We start from the raw sequence: 25969 nt of genomic DNA on the forward strand, positions 1-25969 counted from the left end.
AAAATCCTTGTCAGATAGCGCGGTCGAGAATATTGAAAGCGCGGTAATATTTGTCGTCGGTGATACGCCCAAACAAATTCAGTGACGCGCCTTTTTCCAGCGAGTGCTGATAAATGCCGGGGAAAAACATCAGGGTAGGTTTTTCTTTGGCGTAGCGCTGCAAATTATTCAGGATATTGTGCGAACGGATATACGGGAATACTTCGCCCACGCCGGTAATGAACAACACATCGAAGTTTGCCGCCGCCATCTGTTTGGCAATAGCAGGGGTTATCACGGTTTCAACATCCAGAATAGCCTGTAAATCTTCCTTAAGGTTTGCCCGGCTCAGTTCAAACTCGCTTTCCTGCAACCACTCCCAATCCCCTTCCGCCTGTAAAATCTCCACCACCAAATCGTACAGGTTGATTTCCAGCACCCGCTTACCGGCAGCGTGCAGGTAATTGACCAGTTGGCGGATCAGTTGTACCACGTCATTGCGTAGTTCCGGCTGAAACGGGCAGATATGGAACGGAATGTCGTTGTTCAAGCCTTGATTCGTCAAAAATGCTTCGCTGGCAAGCACATCCGTCAGGTGGGCGTAAGCAGCATCCCGGTTGTGGCGGGATATACAGCCCTGAAGTTTTCGCTCAATCATGCGTGGTTCCCAACCCCCGGAAAAATCCTGCTTTTTACGTCAACGTCCCGCCCCATCGCCAGTATGAGTGAACGACTTAAGGACTGGGGAAGAATCAGGTTATCAGCATTCAGCAAGCCACACTCCTTCAACATTCTGAATACAACCCGTCGGGCTTTCTTGAGGGTCACGGATGCCAAATTTTCCAGCTCAACATGGCATTCCGCCTTGCGATGGTAAAATGCCTCAAACGCTTCTTCGGCAAGATGGAGACGTGACTGGTGGTGGTTTTCAACCAGCACTTCCAGGGCAAAGTCATGGATGGGTGCGTAACGCTGACAAATAGCCAACCATACCAGTTGCCGTTGTTCAGCTATATTCCCCGTCGCCAGCAAGTGAACCTCTGCATCGTTAAGTGTCTGCAAACGGCTGGCGATTTCCCGGAACAGCCGCTCTGCATAGCTGACGGTACGTGCCTGAAAAATATTTTCCCGCAACACTTGCTCACGTACCAAACCCCAATTTTCTAGGCGAGTAAACATAGCCGCTAATGCTACCGATGCCTCAACAGCGGCAGCAGCAGAAGTGAAGGAAAAATGGTAGGGGTAGGATTTCAAGGTAATGTGATTAATCCGCAGGCCGCCACACCGTGACGGTAAACAAACAACCCTCACGATCATCCTTGAAATCAATCTGAGGCCACGCTTCCAACGCTCGCAGAATCCCTGAACCTAAGCCACGGTAAGGCAATAGTTTCTTGGCAATGAACGATGCCAAGATAGGATTGCGCAAATTCGAGTTACCCGCTTTAACTTTTTCAACAGTAAGATTATTGGGCAAGTGACCGGGGCTGATAATTTCAATGCGGTTAGCGTAAACCAGTACCCGAATCGGCGCACTGATAAAATAATCCCTATGAATCAATGCATTAACTAGCAACTCTTCAAATACCAAACGCGGTACTTCAGGCTCACCCACCGAATTGAAACTTTGCTGCCCTTGCCGCTTATGCAGGTTACGCATAATAAAACGCAAGGTATCATCAAACACGTCGCGTAGCCTGCCACCAATGTCTTCGCTATCCACGTAGCTGCTGGATTCAATCACATTGCCGGGAAATGCCACCGCTTTGACGATGAAAGCAGGCTTCACCCATTCAGGGTGTTTGCCAAACAACAATACCCCCGCGAGGTTTAAGAAACCCTCACCTGTCGCAAGGTTCATATTTTGCAACAAACGTAATAAATCAGCACCTTTTTCGGGAATATCCAAGCCGTAAGTTGCCTGCAAGAAATCCGCCAAACTGCGACTATCAATCGCCTCAATACCCACTCTGCACGGCACTTCATCAGCGTGTAACAAATCCACGCTCTGGAACAGACGGCGTAATTCTTCCTTGGAATTGACCCGGCGTTTATCCGCCCCACTTTTTAGCCAAATCACCCCATTACGATCAAAATAAGGTTTATCCAAACCTTTGGGAGTCGTCAGGGCTATCAATAAACGTCCGTCACCCAGCGCAATATTTTCAGTCTGTACCGCCAGCGGGCTACGGATATGCTGGGAAGCCGCATTGCTAATCATCTGGTTTAAACGCGCCACGTCCGCCAAGGTCAAACCCGGCAATGTGCCGTCATCCGCAACACCCAAGAAAATCACGCCCCCGTCAGTATTGGCAAACGCTGCCATTTCAGCCGCTAACGCATCGGTATTATTGATGTCTTGCTTAAACTGACGGCGACTGTCTTCACCGAGGGCAATCTGGGTGTTGAGTTCCTCAAGCGTCATACCGCCGCAACCCTATCGCGGTAAGTAGGAATACCGGCAAATTCGACCTGACGCACGGGGTACTCAGTGAACGGTTGTTCGGTACTAATGGATTGCATCATTATCATTTCCTCCTTAAAGGCTTTCATCATACGAATTAGCCACCCCCTATTCAACGCGATTCCACTAAGGTTGGCGTGTACGCTCCACCTGCTTCACCCGCAAATGCAACGCCGCCTTCGCCATCATGTGCGCACTCACCGGTGCTGTCATGAACAAAAACAGCGTCACCAGCACTTCATGCAAGCTCACCCCATCGGTATTGAACGAAAAGTACAAGGCCGAAGCCACCAACACCGCTCCCACGCCAATGGTCGTCGCCTTAGTCGGCCCGTGCAGGCGCATGAAAAAGTCCGGCATTTTCGCCAGTCCCCACGACCCCACCAGCGTAAAAAACGCCCCCACCAACACCAAAATCGCTAACACTGCATCCAACATCGCCCTACTCCATAATATCGCCGCGCAGCAAATACTTGCTCAGCGCAATCGTACCCACAAAGCCCATGACCGCAATCAGCAAGGCCGCCTCGAAATACAACGCACTGCCTTGCAGCAAGCCGAACAACACCAGTAACGCAATCGTGTTCAGGTACAGCGTATCCAGTGCCAAAATCCGATCCGGCACATCTGGCCCCACCAACAAGCGGTACAAACTCAATAACAACGCCAACGACACCATACCGAATGCCCAAGGCAACACCATACTCAACATTCGCGTAACACCTCTATCAATGGTTGCTCGTAACGCTGCTTCATTTCTCGAATGCTGGCTTCCACATCCGTCACATGCAGCGCGTGAATCATCAGGTGCTGTCTATCAGCCGACACCTCACACGAAACCGTCCCCGGTGTCAGCGAAATCGTATTCGCCAGCAAACTCACACCCAAAGGCGAACGAATATCCAAATCCAGCCGCATAAACGCAGGCTGGAGCTTGTGCGTCGAACCCAGAATCAACACCGCCACATTCAGATTCGCGACCACAATATCCCACAACACCACCGCCACAAACTTCAGCAATACCCACGGGCGGCGTACACACACCCGTTCCGGCCAAAATCCCACCGTCAAAAACGGAATCAGCAACGCCAGACCCGCCCCCAACACCACATGCCCCATTGCCAGGGTATTGTTCAGCAACAACCAGATCAGCAACAAAAACACGCTCAATAGCGGATGCGGCAAGAATCGTTTCAACATGCTCATTTACCTCCCACCGCAGAGTCAAACACTGCCGCCCGATACCCCGCCGTATCCAAAGTTTGCGCAACAATTTGCTGCATCACGTCAGAAACCGGCTGCGCCAACACCACCAGCAACGGCACTGCCACCAGTAGCCACACCACCGCCACCAGACTCATCCCAAATGCCGGAATCTCTGTAGGCAATACCGGATCTGCCGCATCAGCATGATCTTTCACTTTGTAAAACAACACCGAACCGCTACGCGCCAAGGCAATCAACAACAAGGCACTGCTCAGCAAAACTATTGCCAACACAGCCCAACGCCAGGGATGCTCCAACGCCACCTGCAAAATCCACAACTTGCCAAAAAATCCCGACAACGGCGGCAAACCCAAAGCCGCCACCGCCGCAAACATAAACAAACCACCCAATAAACGATGGTGTGGCAAGCGCATACCGGGGTCAAAACGGTCGGCATACGTCCCACGCCCGCGCACAATCACATCCGCCAACAGGAATAAACCGCCCGCCAGCAAGGTAGAATGCACCAAATAGTACAACGCCGCCGCCAACCCCGTTTCAGAATGCAGCCCCACCGCAATCAGCAACATCGCCACCGAAGCCAGCACCAGATACGCCACCTGAAAGCGCAAGCGAAACGCCGCCAGCACGCCCAACGCCGCCAGCACCAAGGTAATCAGCCCCAGCCCCAGCAACCAAGGCGCGTAGAAATACGCCAGATTTCCGGCATCCGCCCCAAACACCGTGCCATGCACCCGGATAATCGCGTACACCCCAACCTTGGTCATAATCGCAAACAAGGCCGCCACCGGCGCAGAAGTCCTTGCATACGCCGCAGGCAACCACAAATACAGCGGAAACATCGCCGCCTTCAGCCCGAACACCAGCAATAGCAACAAACCCGCCGCCATCACCAACCCTTCACGCTCTGCCGGTAATGCCGCCACTTTCGCCGCCATATCCGCGATATTCAGCGTCCCCAACGCGCCATACAACGCCCCCAACGCAAACAGGAATACCGTCGAACCGACCAGATTCACCACCACATAATGCAGCCCCGCCACGGTGCGTTCCTTACCACCGCCATGCAGCAGCAAACTGTAAGAAGCCAGCAACAACACCTCAAAGAACACAAACAGGTTAAACGCATCCCCGGTCAGGAACGCCCCATTCAAGCCAAACAATTGCATCTGGAACAACACATGGAAATGGCTGCCTTGCGCATCAATCTCGGTGACAATCGCATACCACAACGCCCCGACCGCCAGCACTGCCGTTACCAGCAGCATCAAGACCGCAAGCTGGTCAAACACCAAGGTAATGCCGAATGGCGCAGGCCAGTTGCCCAACGCATACACCTGCCGCTGCCCAGCCAGTGCGCCATCAAACAACCACACCACCAACATCAGCAAGGCAAACGCGGCGGCAAAACCCACCATGCGTTGCACCTGCAAACCCAGCGGACGCAGTAACAGCAAGAGGATTCCCGCCAACAACGGCAATAGGATCGGAAGAATCGGCAAGTGCATCATCACACCTCACCCCCTTTCCCATCCACATGATCACTGCCCGTTTCGCCCCGCGCTTTCAACGCCAGTACGATGGCAAACGCGGTCATCCCGAAGGCAATCACAATCGCCGTCAACACCAATGCCTGCGGCAACGGGTCGGCATATCCCGCTGCATCCGGGCGCACAATCGCAGGCACACCAATGGCCAGCCGCCCCATCGCAAACAAAAACAGATTGGTCGCATACGACAATAACGTCAGCCCCATCACCACCGGAAAGGTACTGGCACGCAACACCAGATACACCCCGCAAGCCACCAGCACCCCGATACTCAAGGCAATCAAACCTTCCATTACACCTCTCCTTGCAGCACAGGTGCGGGCGCATCCACTCGGTTAAGCTTGCCCAGTTCCACCAGAATCATCACCGTTGCCCCAACCACTACCAAAAATACCCCAGTATCAAAGAACATCGCACTTGCCAGCTCAAAATCACCCACGACAGGCCAATGCACATGCGTATAAGCCGACGTGAGGAACGGATACCCCAACGCCATCGCCACCATCCCCGTGCCTGCTGCCACCAGCAAACCCGCCGCCAGCCACGAATGCATGTCAGTGCGAATCCGTTGCGCCGTCCAGCCAATCCCATTCGCCAAGTTCTGCAACACAATCGCTAGGGCCGCAATCAACCCCGCAATAAATCCGCCACCCGGCAAGTTATGCCCACGCAGGAACACAAACACCGCCACCATCAACATCAGCGGGAACAACACCCGACTAAACGTTTGCAAAATAAACGGATTCGCCTCCAACGCCCAAGCGCGTCCACTGCTATCTTCCGCAGGCGCATACAATTTAATTTGCTGCAACAAAGCAAAAATCCCTAAGCCCGCCAGTGCCAGCACCGCGATTTCACCCATGGTGTCAAAACCCCGGAAATCCACCAGAATCACATTCACCACATTCGCACCACCACCGCCCGGCACGCTTTGCGTCACAAAATAATCCGCCAACGTCGCTGTCTCACGGGTCATCACCGCCAACGCCAACGCCGCTGATCCCAACCCCAACAATCCCGCCAAAATACCGTCACGCCACTTACGCCACACCGCACTGACACGCGGGGTATATTGCGGCAAGAAATACAAGGCCAGCATCAGCAGCACAATCGTAACGATTTCCACCGACAATTGCGTCAAGGCCAAATCCGGTGCGGAAAATTTCACGAAAGCCAGCGACACCACCAAACCAACCGCGCCCAAGATTACCAGTGCAATCAAGCGTTCGCGGTGCAATACCACACTCAATAAGCTGGCCAGAATCAAGGTTGCCCCCACTGCCAAACTCACCGCATCCAACGGCAACAATGCCCGCTCACCCAACAAGGGCGCAGCACTCAACAAGAAACCCGCCGCGCCCATCAACAAGGTAAAACCTAATACCCAGAACAATTTATCCTGCAACGCCCCCCGGTCAAACCCACGGGTCACGCCACGCGCCACCTGCAACAGCTTGTCGATTTTCCAGTCATACAAATGCCGCAATTGCTGACCACGCACCCGTGATTCATACCAGGCAAACAAAGGCTTGCGCACCGCATACACCGTAATTCCGCCCACCAGCGCAATAAAACTCATCAGCAACGGCTCATTAAACCCGTGCCAAATCGCCAGACTGTATTCAGGCGGAACGCCCTGCAATGTTCCCTGCACAGCCACCGCCAGCAACGGCGCGACCGTAAACATCGGCAACATCCCCACTGCGATGCACAACACCACCAGCACATCGACCGGAATCCGCATAAACGGCGGCGGTTCGTGCGGCGTTTTCGGTAAATTCACCGGCTCACCGTTGAAAAACACGTCATGGATAAAGCGCAGCGAATACGCCACCGAAAACACCCCAGCAAGCGTTGCCATCACCGGAATCGTCTGCCCCCACAACGATTCCCCGGAAGCCACCACCGCCTGATCGAAGAACATTTCCTTACTCAAAAAACCATTCAGCAACGGCACACCCGCCATTGCCGCTGCCGCAATCATTGCCAACACCGCCGTGTGCGGCATGTATTTCAGCAAACCGTTGATGCGGCGCATGTCGCGCGTGCCGGTTTCATGGTCAATAATTCCCGCCACCATGAATAACGAAGCCTTGAAGGTGGCGTGATTGATAATGTGGAACAAGGCCGCCACCGCCGCCAGTTCCGTTCCCAACCCAAACAGCAAGGTGATCAGCCCCAGATGGCTAATGGTCGAATACGCCAGCAAGCCTTTTAAATCGTGCTGGAACAACGCCACGAATGCGCCCAGCAGCAAGGTAATCATCCCCACCGTGCCAATCAGCCAGGACCATTCCGGCGTACCCGCCAACACCGGAAAAAATCGCGCCAACAGGAAAATCCCCGCTTTCACCATCGTGGCGGAGTGCAAATACGCGGAAACAGGGGTCGGTGCTGCCATCGCATTCGGCAGCCAGAAATGGAACGGAAATTGCGCCGATTTGGTAAACACCCCAATCGCAATCAACACCAAAGTCGGCAAATACAGCGCATGGGCACGGATTTGCTCACCCGCCAGCAACACATCCGACAGGTTGTAACTGCCCGCCATCTTCCCCAGCAGCAAAATCCCTGCCAGCAAAGCCAGCCCGCCGCCACCCGTGATTGCCAATGCCATCCGCGCCCCTTGCCGCGCATCTTTACGGTGTTGCCAGTAACTGATCAGCAGGAAAGAACTCAGTGAAGTCATTTCCCAGAACACCATTAATTGCAGCAGGTTTTCCGACAACACCACGCCCAGCATCGACCCCATAAAGGTAAGCATGTAGGCAAAAAATCGCCCCATTGAATCTTTGGCAGACAGGTAATAACGCGCATAGAGGATAACCAACAGGCCAATGACGAGAATCATCAGGGCAAACAATGCACCCAGACCATCTAAGCGGAAGGCGAAATCCAGCCCGATAGCAGGCATCCACGCCCAAGATTGAACCACCGTCTCACCGTCAAACACGGCAATCAATGCAGGGTACAACACCCCCAACGCCAGTAATGTCGTGACTCCCGCCAGCCATGCCGCCGCCACCCGATGAAAATGCGCAGCCCACGCCACCGCCACCGCCCCCACAAAAGGCAGCAACACCGCTAACGGCAGATTAATCGTTGAAACATCCATTCAGCACCATTGCAACAAAGCCGGGTCATTTCCGGCGGTGTCCCGATTCTACCCTAACAAAAGCATGAAGTGCTGATTTCGTCACGCTATACCAGTCCGTGCCATAAAATAGTTTTTTTGATCAAGGAAATATGGTTAGATGACTGGTAACAAAAGCAGCCATGAGTAATGTATGACATTAAAAATCACTTTCACTGAGGATGAGATAGCGGAGCTGTTCTACTGGAAGGAGCGCCATCCTCATCCCAGAGTCCGTAAGAAAATGTCCGTGCTGTACCTGAAATCCCAACAGTTGACGCATAAGGAAATCAAACGATTGGAAAGGATTACAGAAGCCACGCTGCTTGCCTACCTAAACGCCTACCTACAACCTAACGGTTTAGAAGCTCTTAAAGAAATACGATTCAATAAACCACAGAGTGATTTGATGGCATATAAAGACAAGATTGAAGCCTATTTTCGTGAATATCCCCCCGCAACCAGCAAGGCGGCAGCCGCTAAGATTGAGGAGCTGACAGGCATCAAACGCAGTGAGGACAGGGTACGTGTCTTTATGAAGAAAATAGGGATGGACATCCATAAAGTGGGGATGATACCCGCCAAAGCTGATGTGGAAGCACAAGAAAAGTTCCTGGAAAATGAACTAAAACCGCGCATTCAGGAGGCTAAGGAGGGCAAACGCGCCCTTTTTTTGTCGATGCCGCCCACTTCGTGTTAGCACCGTTTCTGGGGTTTTTGTGGTCATTTTCCCGCGTATTCATCAAAGCCCCCTGTGGTCGACAACGCTACAACGTATTGGGCGCACTCAATGCGATAACGCTACAACTCATCACGATCACTAACGACTCCTATATCAACGCTAACAGCGTGTGTGAATTATTGGAAAAAATTGCAGCGTTAGCACTCAAAATACCGATCACTTTGGTCTTGGATAATGCCAAGTATCAACGCTGTGAAGCCGTGTTTGCCTGTGCGAAAAGGCTCAATATTGAACTATTATTTTTACCGACCTATTCACCCAACCTCAATCTGATTGAACGGTTGTGGAAGTTCGTCAAGAAAAAATGCTTGTACTCGAAATACTATGATAAGTTTCCCGCTTTCAAGGCGGCCATCACCAACTGTCTCGACAAGCTGGATACCGATCACAAGAAAGAACTGACCCAGTTGATGACAACAAATTTTCAAACCTTTAAAAATGTTCAGGTCTTGACGCTGTAAGGTATAGCAGGGTTAATACCATATGTCTGTTTTCCCGCTTAAACGCGCCATTTTTTAAAACAACTTACTCAGCTTCTTGCTCGTCAACCACAACAATAATGGCTGATCGGGCAAACTCTCAAACCGTTATTTCAAACCTACCCAAATCTACCTATAGCTAACTAAAAGTAGTCATGGTGTTGAATTCCTGCTTCACGGGGGCTGGTTTCGTCTTCGGCTTGCGCCCAAGACCAGAGCCTTCCCCTCCACAGGCAGACACCGTGTAACTCACGGCGTATTCTTCTAAATTCTTGGCGGCATTTACGTCACGGTCATGGACTGCACCGCAAACGGGGCAAGTCCATTCACGTACCGACAGTGGCAGCTTGTCCACTTTATGCCCACAGCCAGCAGCAGAACAGGTTTTGCTGGAGGCAAAAAACCGATCAGCCACCACGACCACCGCACCCCGCATTCCCGCCTTGTATTCCAGTTGACGGCGAAACTCGAAAAACCCCATATCACTGATGGCACGGGATAAATGGCGATTTTTCACCATACCCGACACGTTCAAATCTTCAATGCCGATGGTGTGAAAACGGCGGGTCAAATCCGTGGTGAGCTGGTGCAAACTGTCTTGGCGGATATTGGCGATACGTGCGTGAAGTTTTGCCAGTTTTTGTTTTGCCTTGTGGCGGTTGGCACTGCTTTTGACCTTGCGGGACAGGCTGCGCGAGAGCCGTTTTAGGCGGGAAAGCAAGGCTTTATGCGGCTTCGCCCCGACCACTTTTTCCCCCGTTGACAGCGTTGCCAGTGCGGATACACCCAAATCTACCCCCACTGCGCCTTGGTTTTCGGCAGGCAGGAGGTGGTTTGAGATGGTGTCCACGGTGATGCTGGCGAACCACTGGTCAGCGGTGCGGGAAACCGTGGCAGAGAGAATTTTACCGGAAAAGCGTAACGTTTCCCGCATCCGCACTAACCCAAGGTTGGGAATGCGGATGCGGCAAGCGTCGATGGCAAACTGGTCGTTAGTGAGGGTGAAACTGTCGCGGCTTTTGCCTTTCTTTTTGAATTGCGGGTACTTGGCTCGCCCCGCAAAGAAGTTCTTGAAAGCTGCACCGAGTTGGATAATCGCCATTTGCGGGGCGTTTTTGGTGACTTCCAGCATCCAGGGAAATTGTTCGCGCTTGATGGCGTTCAATTGGCGGCGCAAGCGCATTTGGTTGGGTTTTGGCTGGGTGTTGTCTTCCTTCCATGCCGTGTATTGGGTTTGCCATTCCGCTAATGCCCAATTGTAGGCAAACCGCGCTGTGCCTGCGGCTTTCGCCAAGTACGTCGCTTGCTTATGGTTGGGGTCAAGGCGGATTTTGTGGCTGATGATCATGGCAAACAGAATGCAGCGCGGTGTGATATACTTCAACCGCCCATAATTGCAGATTCCTCAAAGGTCTGAAAGTTGAGAGTCAGCAAGGAGTCCAAGGCTTTTTTATGCGTAGTGTGGGTTTGTGCCAAACAGGCATCAATGGCCTGCGCAAACGCGGTAAAGTTTTCATGGTAACGTGAATACAGGCATTCCTTCTTCACAAACTTCCAGAGGCGCTCAATCAGGTTCAGGTTGGGGGAATAAGCGGGTAGGAACAACAGTTCGATCCCGAGTGTTTGGGCGAATGTTTGTACCAGGCTACAGCGCTGGTAACGGGCATTGTCCATCACCAAGGTCACCGGGACATCCAGGGCCAATGCCTTGATTTGCCGAAGCAACTGACAAACACTTTGGGAGTTGATGTAACTGTCATTGGTCACGGTGACCAGTTCATGGGTGACTGCATTCAACGCACCGAGGACATTGTAGCGCTGGCGTCCGGCAGGGGCGCGGATGAACAGCCGGGTGAAACACCACAGGAACCCCAGAAACGGGGCCAGGACAAAATGGGCGGCGTCGACAAAGAAAACGGCGCGTTTTCCGGCCTTGGCCTCCTCAAGACGCGGCTCCAGCTCTTTTTTTAAAAGTCTCCTGGGCAGCAGGGTCGGCTTTCGCCGGTATCATCCCCACCTTCCTGACGGACAAACCCAAGTCATGCAGGAATAGCCGCACGGCTTCCCGCTTGAGTTCAAGGCCGGTTAAGCGCTGTATATCAGCGATCGCCTGACTGATCCGGGTCGGTGGATGCTTCTCAAAATGTTTCTTCAGGGGCTCACGGAAAGGTTCCAACCGGCGGGTTGGGCGACGGAAATCCAGTTGTTCCAAGGCAGCGATCCCACCTTGTTGGTAACGTTTCAAATAACGGGTGACCGTCGTTGAACTCACCTGTGCCAGCCGTTCAATGTCCCCATGCGCCATTCCCTGGCTTTTTAGCCACAACACTTCCATCCGTTGGCGGACGCGAGGGTGGGCATGGCGGTAACGCCCCTCATTCAAGGCGGTTTGATCGGATTCGCTGAAGTCTATCTGGATCATGGAAAGGACGACCGGTTGCCAATAACAGCCGTACTTTGCTTGAGGGCTTCTCATTATTCAACAGCTATTCACGGGCAAAGTATAGTTGTCTAGTCATCCGTGCTTTTGCTGCTATACCTTACAGCGTCAAGACCTGAACATTTTTAAAGGTTTGAAAATTTGTTGTCATCAACTGGGTCAGTTCTTTCTTGTGATCGGTATCCAGCTTGTCGAGACAGTTGGTGATGGCCGCCTTGAAAGCGGGAAACTTATCATAGTATTTCGAGTACAAGCATTTTTTCTTGACGAACTTCCACAACCGTTCAATCAGATTGAGGTTGGGTGAATAGGTCGGTAAAAATAATAGTTCAATATTGAGCCTTTTCGCACAGGCAAACACGGCTTCACAGCGTTGATACTTGGCATTATCCAAGACCAAAGTGATCGGTATTTTGAGTGCTAACGCTGCAATTTTTTCCAATAATTCACACACGCTGTTAGCGTTGATATAGGAGTCGTTAGTGATCGTGATGAGTTGTAGCGTTATCGCATTGAGTGCGCCCAATACGTTGTAGCGTTGTCGACCACAGGGGGCTTTGATGAATACGCGGGAAAATGACCACAAAAACCCCAGAAACGGTGCTAACACGAAGTGGGCGGCATCGACAAAAAAAGGCGCGTTTGCCCTCCTTAGCCTCCTGAATGCGCGGTTTTAGTTCATTTTCCAGGAACTTTTCTTGTGCTTCCACATCAGCTTTGGCGGGTATCATCCCCACTTTACGGATGTCCATCCCTATTTTCTTCATAAAGACACGTACCCTGTCCTCACTGCGTTTGATGCCTGTCAGCTCCTCAATCTTAGCGGCTGCCGCCTTGCTGGTTGCGGGGGGATATTCACGAAAATAGGCTTCAATCTTGTCTTTATATGCCATCAAATCACTCTGTGGTTTATTGAATCGTATTTCTTTAAGAGCTTCTAAACCGTTAGGTTGTAGGTAGGCGTTTAGGTAGGCAAGCAGCGTGGCTTCTGTAATCCTTTCCAATCGTTTGATTTCCTTATGCGTCAACTGTTGGGATTTCAGGTACAGCACGGACATTTTCTTACGGACTCTGGGATGAGGATGGCGCTCCTTCCAGTAGAACAGCTCCGCTATCTCATCCTCAGTGAAAGTGATTTTTAATGTCATACATTACTCATGGCTGCTTTTGTTACCAGTCATCTAACCATATTTCCCTGATCAAAAAAACTATTTTATGGCACGGACTGGTATATCTTTTACGGATAAACGGCACTACGCTTTTATAAACCTAACCAAAATGATAAAGCTTGAATAGATTTAAATAGATTTTATGGTAACTGTTTCAAACCCCTCCCTGCCTTCTTCCAAGACATTTAACCTTCCTGCAAAATAACCGTCATCCCAGTGTCACACACCTTTCATAAGCTGGCGCGATATTATGAAAGGAGTGCAACCATGACCGCCGCTATTCACCACGAGACACATCAAAACTTACGCCCGCATCTGCCGCAATTGCGCGTAGAACTCGCTGCCACCCCCGCCGATGTGTACGCATCCCAACGCCTACGCTACGAAATCTTCGCCAAAGAACAAGGCGCACAATTAGAAAGTGCGGCGGAAGGCATCGACCGTGACCATTACGACGACTACTGCCATCACCTACTGGTGCGTCGCACGGATAATAATGAAGTGGTTGGTTCCACTCGCATTCTTACCACCGAAAATGCGCGGAAAGCAGGCAGTTTTTACTCCCAAAACGAATTCGACCTGCGCGGTCTGTTCCCGCAATTAAAAGGCAATGCGATTGAAATCGGGCGCACCTGCATTCACCCCGACTTCCGCAATGGCGCAGGCATCGGCATGTTGTGGTTAGGTTTGGCGCAATTCATGGAAATGCACCGCGTGGATTTTATGTTCGGTTGCGCCAGCATCAGCATGAACGATGGCGGCGCACAAGCCTCGGCGATTATGCAGGAAGCGCGTGCCAATAACCTCGCCCCCGTGGAAATGCGCGTTAAACCCTTGATGCACTTACTCCCCGCGCAACCCGCAGCCAAAGTAAATATGCCGCCACTGCTGAAAGCCTACCTGAAACTGGGCGCGTGGGTAGCGGGCGAACCGTGCCTCGACCCTGATTTCAACGTCGCTGATATTTTCATCCTGCTGGACGTGAACAACCTCAATACCCGTTACCACCGCCATTTTGTACAGGGCAGTTTGCAACGTCGCCCTGTCAGTGACGTGGGTTTATTGCAGGCTGCATAAAACCATTAACTACCTGTAACATTACTGTCATATTGCACGCCTACAATTCGGGGCGCGATCTTTCAACCTGACCGAACAGTCCCCATCAGGAGTTTTCATGAGTACCTTGGGTATCTTGCTGACGCTAACGGTGTTAGCCGCATTCAGCTATTACATCGGCCGCAAACGCTCTCTTGCACTCGCCACCCCCGTAAAACGCGGTGGTAATGACCTGCACTCCTTGCCCAGCTATTACGGGTATCTGGTAGTGGTATGGGCGGTTATTCCTGCCCTGCTGGTGTTTACCTTGTGGTCAACGCTGGAAACACCGCTGTTAACCTCCAATGTTATGTCGCACTTGCCAGCGGAATACCAGAACAAATCGGCGGATGAGCTGAGCCTTACTACCAACCGCATCCTCAATTTAGCCAAGGATCCGGCACAACTGGCAAAGGCTGACCCAACACTCAAAACAGCGGCAGAAGAATACCAGCAACTGCAATCCATGAGCCAAAACATCAAAACCATCTTGGTGCTAGCGCTCGCGATTGCAGGCGTATTCATTGGCTTGCGCCATGTGAAACCCAAAACCCGCGCCCGTAACCAGGTGGAACGGGTGGTGCAGTTCATTATGATTGGCTGCGCCTCCATCGCGATTTTGACCACCGTGGGAATTGTGTTCTCGGTATTGATTGAATCCTACCGCTTCTTTGAGCAAGTGCCAGCGACTGACTTCCTGTTCGGCACACACTGGAGTCCTCAAACGGCACTGCGAGCGGATCAGGCAGGCAGTTCAGGTTCATTCGGGGCGATTCCACTGTTTGTGGGTACACTCTTGATTTCCGCGATTGCCTTGCTGATTGCCGTGCCATTAGGTTTGATGTCTGCCATTTACTTATCTGAATATGCCGGGCCTAAATTGCGAGCTTACGCCAAACCCGCAATGGAAATTCTGGCGGGTATCCCGACCGTGGTTTACGGCTTCTTCGCGGCACTCACGGTTGCGCCGTTTATTCGTGAACTGGGCGAGTCCCTTGGCTTAAGCGTGGCATCCGAAAGTGCGCTGGCGGCTGGGGTGGTCATGGGCATTATGATTATTCCGTTTATGTCATCGTTATCTGATGACGTTATCAATGCGGTTCCACAAGCCATGCGTGACGGCTCCTACGGCATGGGTGCTACCAAATCGGAAACCATTAAACAAGTTATCCTGCCTGCGGCATTGCCGGGGATTGTGGGCGCATTCTTGTTAGCCGCTTCACGGGCTATCGGTGAAACCATGATTGTGGTCATGGCAGCAGGTCTAGCAGCTAATCTAACCATTAACCCCTTGGAAGCCGTCACCACCGTTACCGTGCAAATCGTCACCTTGCTGACAGGCGACCAGGAATTTGACAGCGCCAAAACCTTGGCGGCATTCGCGCTGGGCTTGAGTCTGTTTATTGTTACTTTGATTCTGAACGTGGTGGCGTTGCATATCGTGCGCAAATACCGCGAACAATACGATTAACCGGGAGCAACTGTCATGAGTACCACGACTGAACGGGTTAAAGCGACCTTAGGAAAACGCTACGCACGCGAAAAACGCTTTCGCTTCTATGGCCTGGCTTCGATTGCCTTGAGTATTTTGTTCCTGGTGATTTTGCTGGCGGATATTATTGGCAAAGGCTACCCCGCGTTCACCAGCACTTACATTAAGTTGGATGTGCAATTGGATGCGCAAACCTTGGGTGTTAGCGCCGACTCCACCCCAGAACAATTACGCACCGCCAATTACAATGCGGTGATACAAAACAGCCTGAATACGCTGATCCCCGGTGTCACCGAGCGTAAAGAGAAAAAAGCCCTGAAGGATTTAGTCAGTGGCGATGCGCAATATGAGCTGCAACGCCGTGTTATGGATGACCCTGCATTGATTGGCACGAATCAATCGGTTTGGGTGTTAGCCGATGACGACATTGACACTTACTATAAGGGCAATATCGACCGTACCCTGCCAGAAGATGATCGCCGCATCAAAGATTTCCAGTTAACTTGGCTGGATAAATTGGAAGCGGATGGGCGTATCGACAGCAAATTCAACACCATCTTCTTCACCCGTGGCGATTCGCGTGAACCGGAAGAGGCAGGGATTATGAGTGCCTTGATCGGCTCGTTCTACACCTTGCTGGTCACGCTGGCACTGTCCTTCCCGATTGGGGTAGCGGCGGCGTTGTATCTGGAAGAGTTTGCGCCGAAAAACAATTTCTGGGTGGATTTGATTGAGGTCAACATTAATAACCTTGCCGCTGTGCCTTCCATCGTGTTTGGTTTGCTGGGTCTGGCGGTGTTTATCCAGTTGTTTGGTGTGCCACGTTCCGCGCCGTTGGTGGGTGGTTTGGTGCTGACACTCATGACCTTGCCGACGATTATTATTGCAGCGCGGGCAGCATTGCGGGCAGTACCACCCTCCATTCGTGAGGGTGCGTTAGGCATTGGTGCATCCAAAACCCAGACCGTGTTCCAGAACGTGTTGCCACTGGCAATGCCCGGTATCCTCACCGGCACCATCATTGGTATGGCGCAAGCCTTGGGTGAAACCGCCCCTTTGCTCATGATCGGCATGATTGCTTTTATTATGGATATACCGAGCAGCGTGACCTCACCTTCCACGGTATTGCCCGTGCAAATTTACCTGTGGTCGGACAGCCCGGAACGCGCCTTTACCGAACGTACTTCAGCCGCGATTATGGTGCTGCTGGCCTTCCTGGTAACGATGAATCTGCTCGCCGTCATACTGCGTAAACGCTTTGAGCGTCGCTGGTGATTCCTGATCATCACATTGTGTATGACTATTAACCTGAATTCCCTTACCCTTTAGAATGTGAAGGTGAACCCGATGACTGAAGCGACAATTGATATGACAACGACAGCCTTACCCAAAGCCAATACCGCCACCAGTGGTGGACGTGAAGAATTTGCCCACACCATCAGCGGCACGATTGGCAAGCCGTATCTGGATGGCAAAGACGCGAAATTTTTCTGCCGTGGCGTGAACGTGTTCTACGCAGGCGAAAAGCAAGCGATTTTCGATGTCAATATGGACATCGGCAAAAACGAAGTGATTGCCATGATCGGGCCTTCCGGTTGCGGTAAATCCACGTTTCTGCGCTGCTTAAACCGCATGAATGACACCATCGCAGGCTGCCGCGTCACCGGCGACATCAAGCTCGACGGCGAAGACATTCACGACAAGGAACAAGACCCTGTGTTGCTCCGCGCTCGTGTGGGCATGGTATTCCAGAAACCGAACCCGTTCCCCAAATCCATCTACGACAACGTGGCGTATGGCCCGCGCCTGCACGGTCTGGCTAACAACCGCGCGGAACTGGATGAGATCGTCGAAAGCAGCCTGACCAAAGCCGGTTTATTCAAGGAAGTCAAAGACCGTCTGCAAGCACCCGGCACAGGGCTTTCCGGTGGTCAGCAGCAACGCTTGTGCATTGCGCGTACCATCGCCGTCAGCCCGGAAGTCATCCTGATGGATGAACCGACTTCTGCACTTGATCCGATTGCGACCGCGACTATCGAGGAATTGATTGACGAATTACGCGCAAGCTTTACTATTTGCATCGTGACCCACTCAATGCAACAAGCCGCACGGATTTCCCAACGTACCGCTTACTTCCACATGGGTTATCTGGTTGAATTGAACGACACCAAAACAGTCTTCACCAACCCACAACACCAATTAACTGAAAACTACATCACAGGCCGCTTCGGCTAAGGCGGCAACGGGGTATGAATGACATGAACACTACACAACACACGTCCCAGCAGTACAACCACGAGCTGGAAGAAGCCCGCAGCAAACTGATGACAATGGGCGGCTTGGTTGAAAGCCAAGTCACTAACGCCATCAAAGCGTTATTGGAACGCGACAGTGCCTTGGGCGAAAAGGTTGCGTATTCCGACCATGAAATCAACGCAATGGAAATCACCCTCGACGAACATTGCGCGGAAATCATTGCGCGTCGCCAGCCAGCAGCCAGCGATTTGCGTTTGCTGATCACCATTATCAAAGTTATTACCGATCTGGAACGCATTGGTGACGAAGCCGAAAAAGTCGGGCGTTACGCGGTGGAAATGGCGGAAACCCCGACTTACTGTGACTTGCACAATTCCCTGCGTCACTTGGGCGAACACGTCAAAGCCATGTTGAGCGACACGTTGGACGCGCTGGCACGTTTGGACGTTGCCCAAGCTATGCAAGTAGTGAAAAACGACCAGCAAGTGGATGACGAATTTGATTCCATTACCCGCCAGCTCTACACCCGTATGCTGGAAGACCCGCGCAATATCAAAGACAGCCTGAATGTCACCTGGTGTGCGCGGTCATTGGAACGGGTCGGCGATCACTGCAAAAACATTTGCGAATACGTGATTTATTTGGTGAAAGGCAAGGATGTGCGCCACACCAATTTAGAAAGCATCCGCGAGACGCTGTTGGGTGAGTAAAAAGCGCATTCTGTGCATTGAGGATGAAGCGGCGATTCGTTCCATGATTCGTTTTTCATTGGAACGCGAAGGCTATCAGGTGATGGAAGCCGCTGATGCACGGGCGGCGCGGGATGTGGCAGCAGACCAGTTACCCGACTTAATGTTGGTGGACTGGATGCTGCCGGATCTTTCCGGCCCCGAACTCATCCGGCGGTTTCGCAGCGACCCGCTGACCCGCGATATTCCAATTATCATGCTCACTGCCAAAAGCGAAGAGGATGACATGATTCACGGGCTGGATGCGGGTGCGGATGATTACCTGATCAAACCTGTGTCGCTGAAAGCCCTGAGTGCACGGATCAAAGCCCTGTTGCGCCGTACTGATGGTTTCGACGAACAGCGCATCATCAACGCCGGACGCTTGCAACTTAACCAAGATGCGCATCAATTGCGCATTGACGGCGCACCTGTGCATCTCGGCACGACCGAATACCGCCTGCTGGAATTTTTCATGCAGCACCCCGAAAAAGTCTATTCCCGCGCTCAATTGCTGGATTTTGTGTGGGGTCAAAATACCTATATCGAAGAACGCACCGTTGATGTGCATGTGCTACGCTTGCGCAAAACATTGAAGACCTACGCTGCTGATCAGGTGATTCAAACCATTCGGGGCGCAGGCTATTTGTTTAGTGCTACCGAAACAACAGGTGAATAATGGTCGTGGATTATTGGAGTGTCGAGCGTTACCGCTTTGGCCTGGTGATTGGCTGTGGTGCGTTAGTGGCGTGGTTTACCCCTTACCCTTTAGTCATTATGTTGCTGGTATTGCTGGGCTATATCGGCTGGATGTTGCACAAACTGTATCAACTGCAACGTTGGCTTACCAATGGGCAAAAGCCTGAGGAAATGCCCGATAGCGATGGCGCGTGGGAACAAATTGCTTACCTGTTCCAAAAATCGCAGCAAAAAAGTGCCGACCGTAAACGCAAACAACAGGAATTGCTTACCCGTTTTGATAATGTGCTGTCAGCATTGCCGGATGCCGCCGTATTGCTGGATACCGACAATCACATTCAGTGGGCGAACAAATCCGCTGCCAAATTATTAGGTGTGAAAGATGCTACCGACCGGGGCAAACGCATTGACACGCTATTACGCAACCCCGACCTGCACAAATTGCTGGAAGAAAACAGCGAACGCAAAGTCACGTTTCCCTCGCCACGCAATAGCAACCTGACCTTACGGGCGCGGTTATTGCCGTTGCAAGGCGGCTCGCGTGTATTGAGTGTGCGCGACATCAGCGAAGGCGTGCAATTGCAAAAAACCCGTAAAGCCTTCATTGCCAACGCTTCCCACGAATTGCGCACGCCATTAACCGTGTTGACCGGCTACATTGAGCTGTTTGAACAAGACCCGGAATTGCCGGAGTATTTACTCGGCCCCTTGCAGCAATCCCGCGAACAAGCTGCCCGAATGCAGCAAATCATCAGCGATATGCTAGCCTTGTCACGGCTGGAAAGTCAGGAAACCACCCCGCTGATGGGCAACCGGATTGATGTACCGACGATGCTGGAAAGCAGCATTCAAGCCATCCGCGATACGTTGGCCAGCGATACGCACCATTTGGAAACCCAAATCGAACCCGATTTATGCGTGTGCGGCTCGGAAAAAGACATTAACAGCGTCATTACCAACTTGCTGGCGAATGCGGTGAAACATACACCCGTTGGTACAACCATCCGTATTCATTGGGAAAGCACTGACGATGGGCAGGCGTGTTTGAGCATTATCGACAACGGCCCCGGCATTCCTGAAAAGCACTTGCCGCATTTGACCGAACGCTTTTACCGCGTGGATGAAGGGCGTTCGCGTGCCAGTGGTGGTACGGGCTTGGGGTTAGCGATTGTGAAACATGTGATGCAATGGCATAACGGTAAGCTGACGATTACCAGCAAACCGGGGAATACCGAGTTTAAGGCGTGTTTTCCGGCGAAGCGGGTGTTGGATTAAACGACTGGCAGAGTGGTAGCAAGAGTGATACCATTTTGAAATGAACATAGTATTGGATACCAACATTTTCCTTGGTGCTTGTCTCGGTCAAGGGGCGGCAAACAAGCTGGTGGTGAATTGCTTGCAGGGGCTGTTCACGCCATTGATGGGTGTTGCTTTGCTGGCTGAATATGAAGATATATTGAGTCGGGATGATTTGTTCACCAAGTCGCGCCTGAACCAGCAGGAACGCGAGGAATTGTTGGATATTTTTCTCAGCTACTGCCAATGGACACCGATTTATTATGCGTGGCGACCTAACCTGCGTGATGAAGGCGATAATCATCTGATTGAATTGGCTGTTGCTGGTAATGCTCGCTATCTCATTACTTATAATCTACGTGATTTCAAACAGATGGAGTTAAAATTCCCTGAGCTTCATATCCGTCCACCCGAACAGTTTTTTGCGGAGGTATTCTCATGACAGCCATCACCTTACGCCTACCCGATGACAAACACCAACGCCTGAGCGTGTTGGCAAAGCAACGCGGCATGAGCGTCAACCAACTCATGAACGAAATGACAACCCTACTGCTGGCAAGTTTCGACGCTGAAACCCGCTTCAGGGCAAGGGCAGAACGTGGGCGTGGCAAAACCGAACGCGGGATTGAGCTATTGCGGAAGGCAATGGGGGAGACAGGATCATGAAACAGACCGTAGAAATCAATTGCCCGCCTGAGCTGCTCATCAGCTTACACCTGAATGCAGAAGGCTTCGCCGACTATTTGAAACGCCAAGCTGCCATCAGCTTGTGTAAGGAAGGCCGTATCAGTTCCGGCTAGGCATCCCGCGTGCCGATTGGGACGCAGGTGCAGTGTTACTGGAAAACTCCAGCGATGACCTACAGCGCGAAACCAGCCTGTTATGAGCAATCCTGATAGTTAGATCCCCAAGAAAGAAATCCCTCCTAACCTCCCCTTATCAGGGGAGGAACAAGAAGGTGCAGCCTCTTTCTTGCCCCCTTCCCTGATAAGAGGAGGGCTGGGGAGGGGTTTCTTCAAGACGGCAGAGTGGAACTGAACAATTATGTTTTCTCCGCCAACCACAGCAGCAACACCGCCCGCAATTGCGCCACATCAAACGGTTTCGCCAGATAATCGCTCATTCCACTGGCGAGGCAATGTTCGCGAATTGTGGTCGAAGCATGAGCACTCATTGCAATAATCGGCAACGTTTGCCAACGCGGATCGGTACGCAATTCACGGGTCAAGGCATCGCCCGTCATCCCCGGCATCTCAATATCCATCAACACCAGATCGAAGGTATTCGCCATCAATGCTGCCCGCACTTGCGTGGCATTTTCCGCTTGCTCGGTGATGCAACCGAAAATTCGCAACAGCTCAATGCTGATCATCAGGCTCAACGCATCATCATCCACCACCAAAATCCGTGCCCCCGTCAGCAACGCCTGCGCGTCATCAGCGGCGGGCGTTGGTGGCGCATCGGGCAACAGCGTAGACGTGGCTTCACCCCCAAAATCCGCACAGAACGTAAACTCGCTCCCCACGCCGGGAATGCTTTCCACGCTAATCGCACCGCCCATCAACTCCACCAACTGGCGGCTAATGGATAAACCCAAACCCGCGCCTTTCACTGCTTCATGTTCGCCCGAATCAATCCGCACGAAGGGTTCAAACAAACTCTCGCGCTGATTCGCCGGAATCCCGATCCCCGTATCGCGCACACTGAATTGCAACCGAACGTTAGCCGTCGTGTGCGCTTGCAAACTCACATGCAGGGAAACGCTGCCCTTATTGGTAAATTTAACCGCATTGATCAGCAAATTATTCAGCACTTGGCTCAAGCGCAACGGGTCGCCCACCAGCACCCCCGGAATGTCGTCCTGCACTTCCAAACAAAACGCCAAACCCTTGCTCGCAATAGGTTCTTGCACAATGTGCTGAACACTTTGCAGAATTCCCCGTACATTGAACGGCACAGGGCGCAACACTACCTCCCCCGCTTCGATGCAGGAAAAATCCATTACATCTTCCACAATTCCCAGCAATAAGCGTGAGGAGCTATGCAGTTTTTCCGCGTAATCCCGCTGTTTACCCTGCAAACTTTCCTGTTGCAGCAATTGCGCCAAACCCGTGACTGCATTCAACGGCGTGCGGATTTCATGACTGATATTCGCGAGGAAAATGGATTTGGCGCGAGTCGCCGCATCCGCTTGTTCCTTGGCTTGCTGCAATTTCTGCTGAACATCCACCTGTGGGGTAATGTCCATAATCAAGCCTTCCAACATCAGCGGTTCACCCGCTGCATCGTAAGTCACGCAATGCCCCTGCTCCCACATCCAACACCATTCACCCGAACGGTGCTGTATCCGATAACTCAACTGGAACGGATGCCGCGCAGTGCTGGCTTTAACCACCGTCGCCGCCACCTCAGCACGATCATCGGGATGAATCAAGCTCGCCCACGTCAACCGCTGCGACGCAATCAGCCATTCAGCGGGATACCCCGTCAGGGCTTCGCAGCCTTCACTAACAAATTCCATCGTCCAATCGGCATCGTTATGGCAACGGTAAGCCATCCCCGGTAAATTGCCGATCAAACTCTGCAAGGAACGCTGGCTTTCCTGCAACAACTGCTCACTGGCTTGCTGGGCGTTGACCGATTGTTGCAATAAGGTATTTTTTTCCTGCAAACGCCCATTAACCCACGCCACCACTCCACTGCCGACAAAACCCAACAGCGCCACCACGCCAAACCCGCCGAGTACCCACCACACCCAGCGGTAATCAGGTTTCTGGTCGGGATCATATAAAAAGCCATCCAGCTTGCTGGTGTCGTTGACCATGGGTGTGAACAAAAGTGCGGTGTCCTGTAGACTAAGATGGCAGGGTGTGAACAAAAGTGCGGTGTCCTGTAGACTAAGATGGCATCCCCTAAAACCAGAGAAAAAGGACTTTCCCATGTTGACAGTTAGCTCCCGCGACCAAAAACTTTTAGAAGCCTTGAACCGCAACCCCGCATTAAAAGCTCGGATGGAAGGGCTAATCGAGGTGGTTGAAAATGCCGGTGATGACATTATCAAAGCAGCAGACGCCGAACAGCGGGTGATAGAAGAACTGCGCCAAATGGGAAATGATGCGATCACTGCATGGGCAAACAAACGTGTAGAAAAATGCACAGCCCCAGCCTGTGAAGAAGGCATTGGGAAGTATGTAAAGAGTGGAAAAAAAACTGTCATTGGCACACGACCTACGGAAAAATCCACATAAGCGAACCGGTCTACCGGATTCCCGGCAAGCGTGTCCGCCCCTTTAGCCAGAGTGCCGAGGTTGTTTGCCGAGGCTGTTCGCTCCCGCTGCAACGGGCGGTGACGGACTTTGGGGCGGACTGTTCATTTGCTCAAGTGCCTGATAAATTAGAAGAACATTACGGGATACGGCTGGCATCCAGCAGCATCCGACACATCACCGAAGGTCACGCCAAACGCATCCATGAATCCCAAGTGTTGATAAAAGACTATCCAAGCACGTTGGGAAAAGCCTATGTCATTGCCGAAATGGACGGCAGCATGATCCCCATCGTCGAGATTGACGAAACAGCCCCCGACAAGCGCAAAGGCAAAAAGGAAAGCTGGAAAGAAGCCCGCCTGTGTCTTGCCCACGCCAAAGGCAGTGCTACGCCAACGTTTGGCGCAATATTCGGTGGCACGGTAGAAGATGCTGGAAAAATCTTATTCGACACCGCCTGCCGTGCTGGATTTGGAAAAAGCACGTTCCTCCATGCGGTGGGTGATGGGGCAAGCTGGATCAACCGTCAAGTGGATGAACAATTTGGCACACAAGGACATTACCTGATTGATTTTTATCATGTTTGTGAATACCTATCAGCAGCATCCGCAAGCTGTTCATGCCTCAAGGACAAGGATAAATGGTTTGCCAAACAGAAAAAAGCCCTACAGGATGGTCAAGCTCAAGCGGTCATCGACACACTGAAACCTTTCCTCGAAGCAGAAACGGTAGAAGACAGTAACGCCCCAGTACGAGCTTGTCACCGTTACCTGAGCAACCGCATTGAGCAACTGGATTACCCGACAGCAAAATCCCTCGGATTGCCCGTGGGGTCGGGCGAAATAGAAAGTGCACACCGTTACATCATCCAGCAACGCTTAAAAAAATCGGGGGCATGGTGGAAAAGTGATAATGCGGCGGATATGTTGGCGTTGAGGGTCATGCGGGGAAACCAGCAATGGAAGCATTATTGGCGAAACACCGCTGAGGCGGCATGAGGTTTACCGCACTTTTGTTCACACCCGTTGACCATGCCCAACTTGACGAAGGTATCCGCCATGCGCCGCCAGCGTTCTGAATTCATGTGACCGATTTTAACAATATCCGGCTTCACCAAATCGTGGATACGCGCCGCCTCAAACTGCAACGCCTCACGGTTCAATTGCGGGTAACGTTTCAGCAAGACGTTGATCATGTCATCGGGGTTTTCCAGCGCGTATTGCCAACCGCGCACCACCGCACGGCGTAACGCTGCCACTTGCGCAGGGTGTTCCTGCAAGTGCCGTTCGCTGGTAAACAGCGTATCGCCGTAAAAATCCACCCCGTAATTGACCGGCTGGATGTAGTGGATGTCGCGCCCCGCCTGCGTATTAAAGAACGGCTCACTGGTCATGTAACCGTATTCCGCATCCACCTGCCCCGACAGCAACGCCGTCATGCCCGGTCGATTCGGTTGCAACGCCAAGGCATCCAACGTCACGCCCTCGTTAACAAACATCGCGGCGATTTCCACCATCGGCTGCCCACCGACCTGCATTCCAATGCGTTTGTGGGCTAAATCGTGTGGGGTGCGTAAACCTGCTTTACCCTCGGTCATTAACATCGCGGGCGAATGCTGGAAAATACTCGCCAACGCCACCACCGGCTTGCCTTGCAAACGGTAGTACACCAATTCCCCCGCTTCAATCGCGTAGTCCGCACGACCTTCCAACACCTCAGTCAGTGGCGCAATGTCCGAACCACCCGGCAATAAGGTGACATCCAGCCCTTCCTCACGGAAAAAGCCGTATTCCAGCGCAGCGTAATACCCCGCAAACTGGAACTGCGGTCGCCACTTCAATTGCACGGTCACGGATTCTAACGGCGGTGCGGAAGCACCTACAGGCGGGGGAAATAATACACAGAGGCAGACCAGCAAAACCCAGCGCAACACGGCTGGGTTTGCTTGCTTGAA

At 52.1% G+C, this 25969-nt stretch carries 22 protein-coding genes and 4 pseudogenes; 12 read left to right on the forward strand and 14 right to left on the reverse strand.

Going from position 1 to position 25969, the window contains the following annotated elements; all coding sequences use genetic code 11:
• Positions 1-10: 10 nt before the first annotated feature.
• The 9 genes from QJT81_14810 to QJT81_14850 form a co-directional block, all read right to left on the reverse strand.
• Positions 11-637 carry a DUF1788 domain-containing protein gene (locus QJT81_14810; GenBank protein WGZ93083.1) on the reverse strand — a complete coding sequence of 209 codons (627 nt, stop codon included), beginning with the start codon at positions 635-637 and terminating at the stop codon, positions 11-13.
• Positions 634-1233 carry a DUF1819 family protein gene (locus tag QJT81_14815; protein WGZ93084.1) on the reverse strand — a complete coding sequence of 200 codons (600 nt, stop codon included), beginning with the start codon at positions 1231-1233 and terminating at the stop codon, positions 634-636. Before QJT81_14815 ends, QJT81_14810 begins: the two co-directional genes overlap by 4 nt.
• A 10-nt stretch (positions 1234-1243) precedes the next feature.
• Positions 1244-2404, reverse strand: coding sequence for a putative DNA binding domain-containing protein (locus tag QJT81_14820; protein WGZ93085.1), 1161 nt, complete (start codon positions 2402-2404; stop codon positions 1244-1246).
• 165 nt (positions 2405-2569) lie between these two features.
• Entirely contained in the window at positions 2570-2881 is a 312-nt protein-coding gene (locus QJT81_14825) for a Na+/H+ antiporter subunit G (GenBank protein ID WGZ93086.1), read from the reverse strand.
• Positions 2882-2885: 4 nt separating this feature from the next.
• Positions 2886-3155: a K+/H+ antiporter subunit F gene (locus tag QJT81_14830; GenBank protein ID WGZ93087.1), complete on the reverse strand. Its 270-nt coding sequence runs from the start codon at positions 3153-3155 to the stop codon at positions 2886-2888.
• Positions 3149-3643 (reverse strand): Na+/H+ antiporter subunit E, encoded by a 495-nt coding sequence (locus tag QJT81_14835; GenBank protein WGZ93088.1) that lies wholly within the window; start codon positions 3641-3643, stop codon positions 3149-3151. The genes QJT81_14830 and QJT81_14835 overlap by 7 nt, the downstream gene beginning before the upstream one ends.
• Positions 3644-3645: 2 nt before the next feature.
• On the reverse strand, positions 3646-5181 hold the full coding sequence (locus QJT81_14840; GenBank protein WGZ93089.1) for a monovalent cation/H+ antiporter subunit D: 1536 nt from the start codon (positions 5179-5181) through the stop codon (positions 3646-3648).
• A complete protein-coding gene (locus QJT81_14845) occupies positions 5181-5513 on the reverse strand; it encodes a Na+/H+ antiporter subunit C (GenBank protein WGZ93090.1) in 333 nt (110 codons plus the stop codon). The genes QJT81_14840 and QJT81_14845 overlap by 1 nt, the downstream gene beginning before the upstream one ends.
• Complete coding sequence (locus QJT81_14850; protein WGZ93091.1) at positions 5513-8335, reverse strand: monovalent cation/H+ antiporter subunit A; 2823 nt, start codon at positions 8333-8335, stop codon at positions 5513-5515. The genes QJT81_14845 and QJT81_14850 overlap by 1 nt, the downstream gene beginning before the upstream one ends.
• A gap of 172 nt (positions 8336-8507) precedes the next feature.
• Between QJT81_14850 and QJT81_14855 the strand changes: the two are divergent.
• A pseudogene (locus QJT81_14855) lies at positions 8508-9556 on the forward strand (IS630 family transposase).
• A gap of 157 nt (positions 9557-9713) precedes the next feature.
• Here QJT81_14855 and QJT81_14860 read toward each other — a convergent pair.
• From QJT81_14860 to QJT81_14870, 3 genes and pseudogenes are all read right to left on the reverse strand, one after another.
• The gene (locus QJT81_14860) at positions 9714-10922 is read right to left on the reverse strand and encodes an RNA-guided endonuclease TnpB family protein (GenBank protein ID WGZ93092.1); all 1209 of its coding nucleotides are present in this window, start codon (positions 10920-10922) and stop codon (positions 9714-9716) included.
• 32 nt (positions 10923-10954) lie between these two features.
• Positions 10955-11996, reverse strand: a pseudogene (locus QJT81_14865) (IS630 family transposase).
• 118 nt (positions 11997-12114) lie between these two features.
• A pseudogene (locus QJT81_14870) lies at positions 12115-13162 on the reverse strand (IS630 family transposase).
• 288 nt (positions 13163-13450) lie between these two features.
• Here QJT81_14870 and QJT81_14875 point away from each other — a divergent pair.
• The 10 genes from QJT81_14875 (at position 13451) to QJT81_14920 (ending at position 21549) form a co-directional block, all read left to right on the forward strand.
• Positions 13451-14260, forward strand: a complete 810-nt coding sequence (locus QJT81_14875; protein WGZ93093.1) for a GNAT family N-acyltransferase — start codon at positions 13451-13453, stop codon at positions 14258-14260.
• A gap of 97 nt (positions 14261-14357) precedes the next feature.
• On the forward strand, positions 14358-15749 hold the full coding sequence (gene pstC, locus QJT81_14880; GenBank protein ID WGZ93094.1) for a phosphate ABC transporter permease subunit PstC: 1392 nt from the start codon (positions 14358-14360) through the stop codon (positions 15747-15749).
• Between the two features lie 15 nt (positions 15750-15764).
• Entirely contained in the window at positions 15765-17045 is a 1281-nt protein-coding gene (gene pstA, locus QJT81_14885) for a phosphate ABC transporter permease PstA (protein ID WGZ93095.1), read from the forward strand.
• 72 nt (positions 17046-17117) lie between these two features.
• Positions 17118-18005, forward strand: a complete 888-nt coding sequence (gene pstB, locus QJT81_14890; GenBank protein WGZ93096.1) for a phosphate ABC transporter ATP-binding protein PstB — start codon at positions 17118-17120, stop codon at positions 18003-18005.
• 23 nt (positions 18006-18028) lie between these two features.
• Positions 18029-18736, forward strand: a complete 708-nt coding sequence (phoU, locus tag QJT81_14895; GenBank protein WGZ93097.1) for a phosphate signaling complex protein PhoU — start codon at positions 18029-18031, stop codon at positions 18734-18736.
• Entirely contained in the window at positions 18729-19433 is a 705-nt protein-coding gene (gene phoB, locus QJT81_14900) for a phosphate regulon transcriptional regulator PhoB (protein WGZ93098.1), read from the forward strand. The genes phoU and phoB overlap by 8 nt, the downstream gene beginning before the upstream one ends.
• Positions 19433-20728: a phosphate regulon sensor histidine kinase PhoR gene (phoR, locus tag QJT81_14905; GenBank protein ID WGZ93099.1), complete on the forward strand. Its 1296-nt coding sequence runs from the start codon at positions 19433-19435 to the stop codon at positions 20726-20728. The genes phoB and phoR overlap by 1 nt, the downstream gene beginning before the upstream one ends.
• 40 nt (positions 20729-20768) lie before the next feature.
• Complete coding sequence (locus QJT81_14910) at positions 20769-21191, forward strand: putative toxin-antitoxin system toxin component, PIN family (GenBank protein ID WGZ93100.1); 423 nt, start codon at positions 20769-20771, stop codon at positions 21189-21191.
• On the forward strand, positions 21188-21415 hold the full coding sequence (locus tag QJT81_14915) for a toxin-antitoxin system HicB family antitoxin (protein ID WGZ93101.1): 228 nt from the start codon (positions 21188-21190) through the stop codon (positions 21413-21415). Before QJT81_14910 ends, QJT81_14915 begins: the two co-directional genes overlap by 4 nt.
• Positions 21412-21549, forward strand: a complete 138-nt coding sequence (locus QJT81_14920; protein WGZ93102.1) for a hypothetical protein — start codon at positions 21412-21414, stop codon at positions 21547-21549. Before QJT81_14915 ends, QJT81_14920 begins: the two co-directional genes overlap by 4 nt.
• 242 nt (positions 21550-21791) lie before the next feature.
• On the opposite strand, the gene QJT81_14925 is transcribed toward QJT81_14920, so the two are convergent.
• Positions 21792-23585: an ATP-binding protein gene (locus QJT81_14925; protein WGZ93103.1), complete on the reverse strand. Its 1794-nt coding sequence runs from the start codon at positions 23583-23585 to the stop codon at positions 21792-21794.
• 103 nt (positions 23586-23688) lie between these two features.
• Between QJT81_14925 and QJT81_14930 the strand changes: the two are divergent.
• A pseudogene (locus tag QJT81_14930) lies at positions 23689-25013 on the forward strand (UPF0236 family protein).
• Here the strand turns inward: QJT81_14930 and QJT81_14935 are convergent.
• A complete protein-coding gene (locus tag QJT81_14935) occupies positions 24983-25948 on the reverse strand; it encodes an ABC transporter substrate-binding protein (GenBank protein WGZ93104.1) in 966 nt (321 codons plus the stop codon). The pseudogene QJT81_14930 and the gene QJT81_14935 overlap by 31 nt on opposite strands.
• Positions 25949-25969: the final 21 nt, after the last annotated feature.

The sequence above is a fragment of the Candidatus Thiothrix putei genome (assembly GCA_029972225.1).
Lineage (GTDB): Bacteria > Pseudomonadota > Gammaproteobacteria > Thiotrichales > Thiotrichaceae > Thiothrix > Thiothrix putei.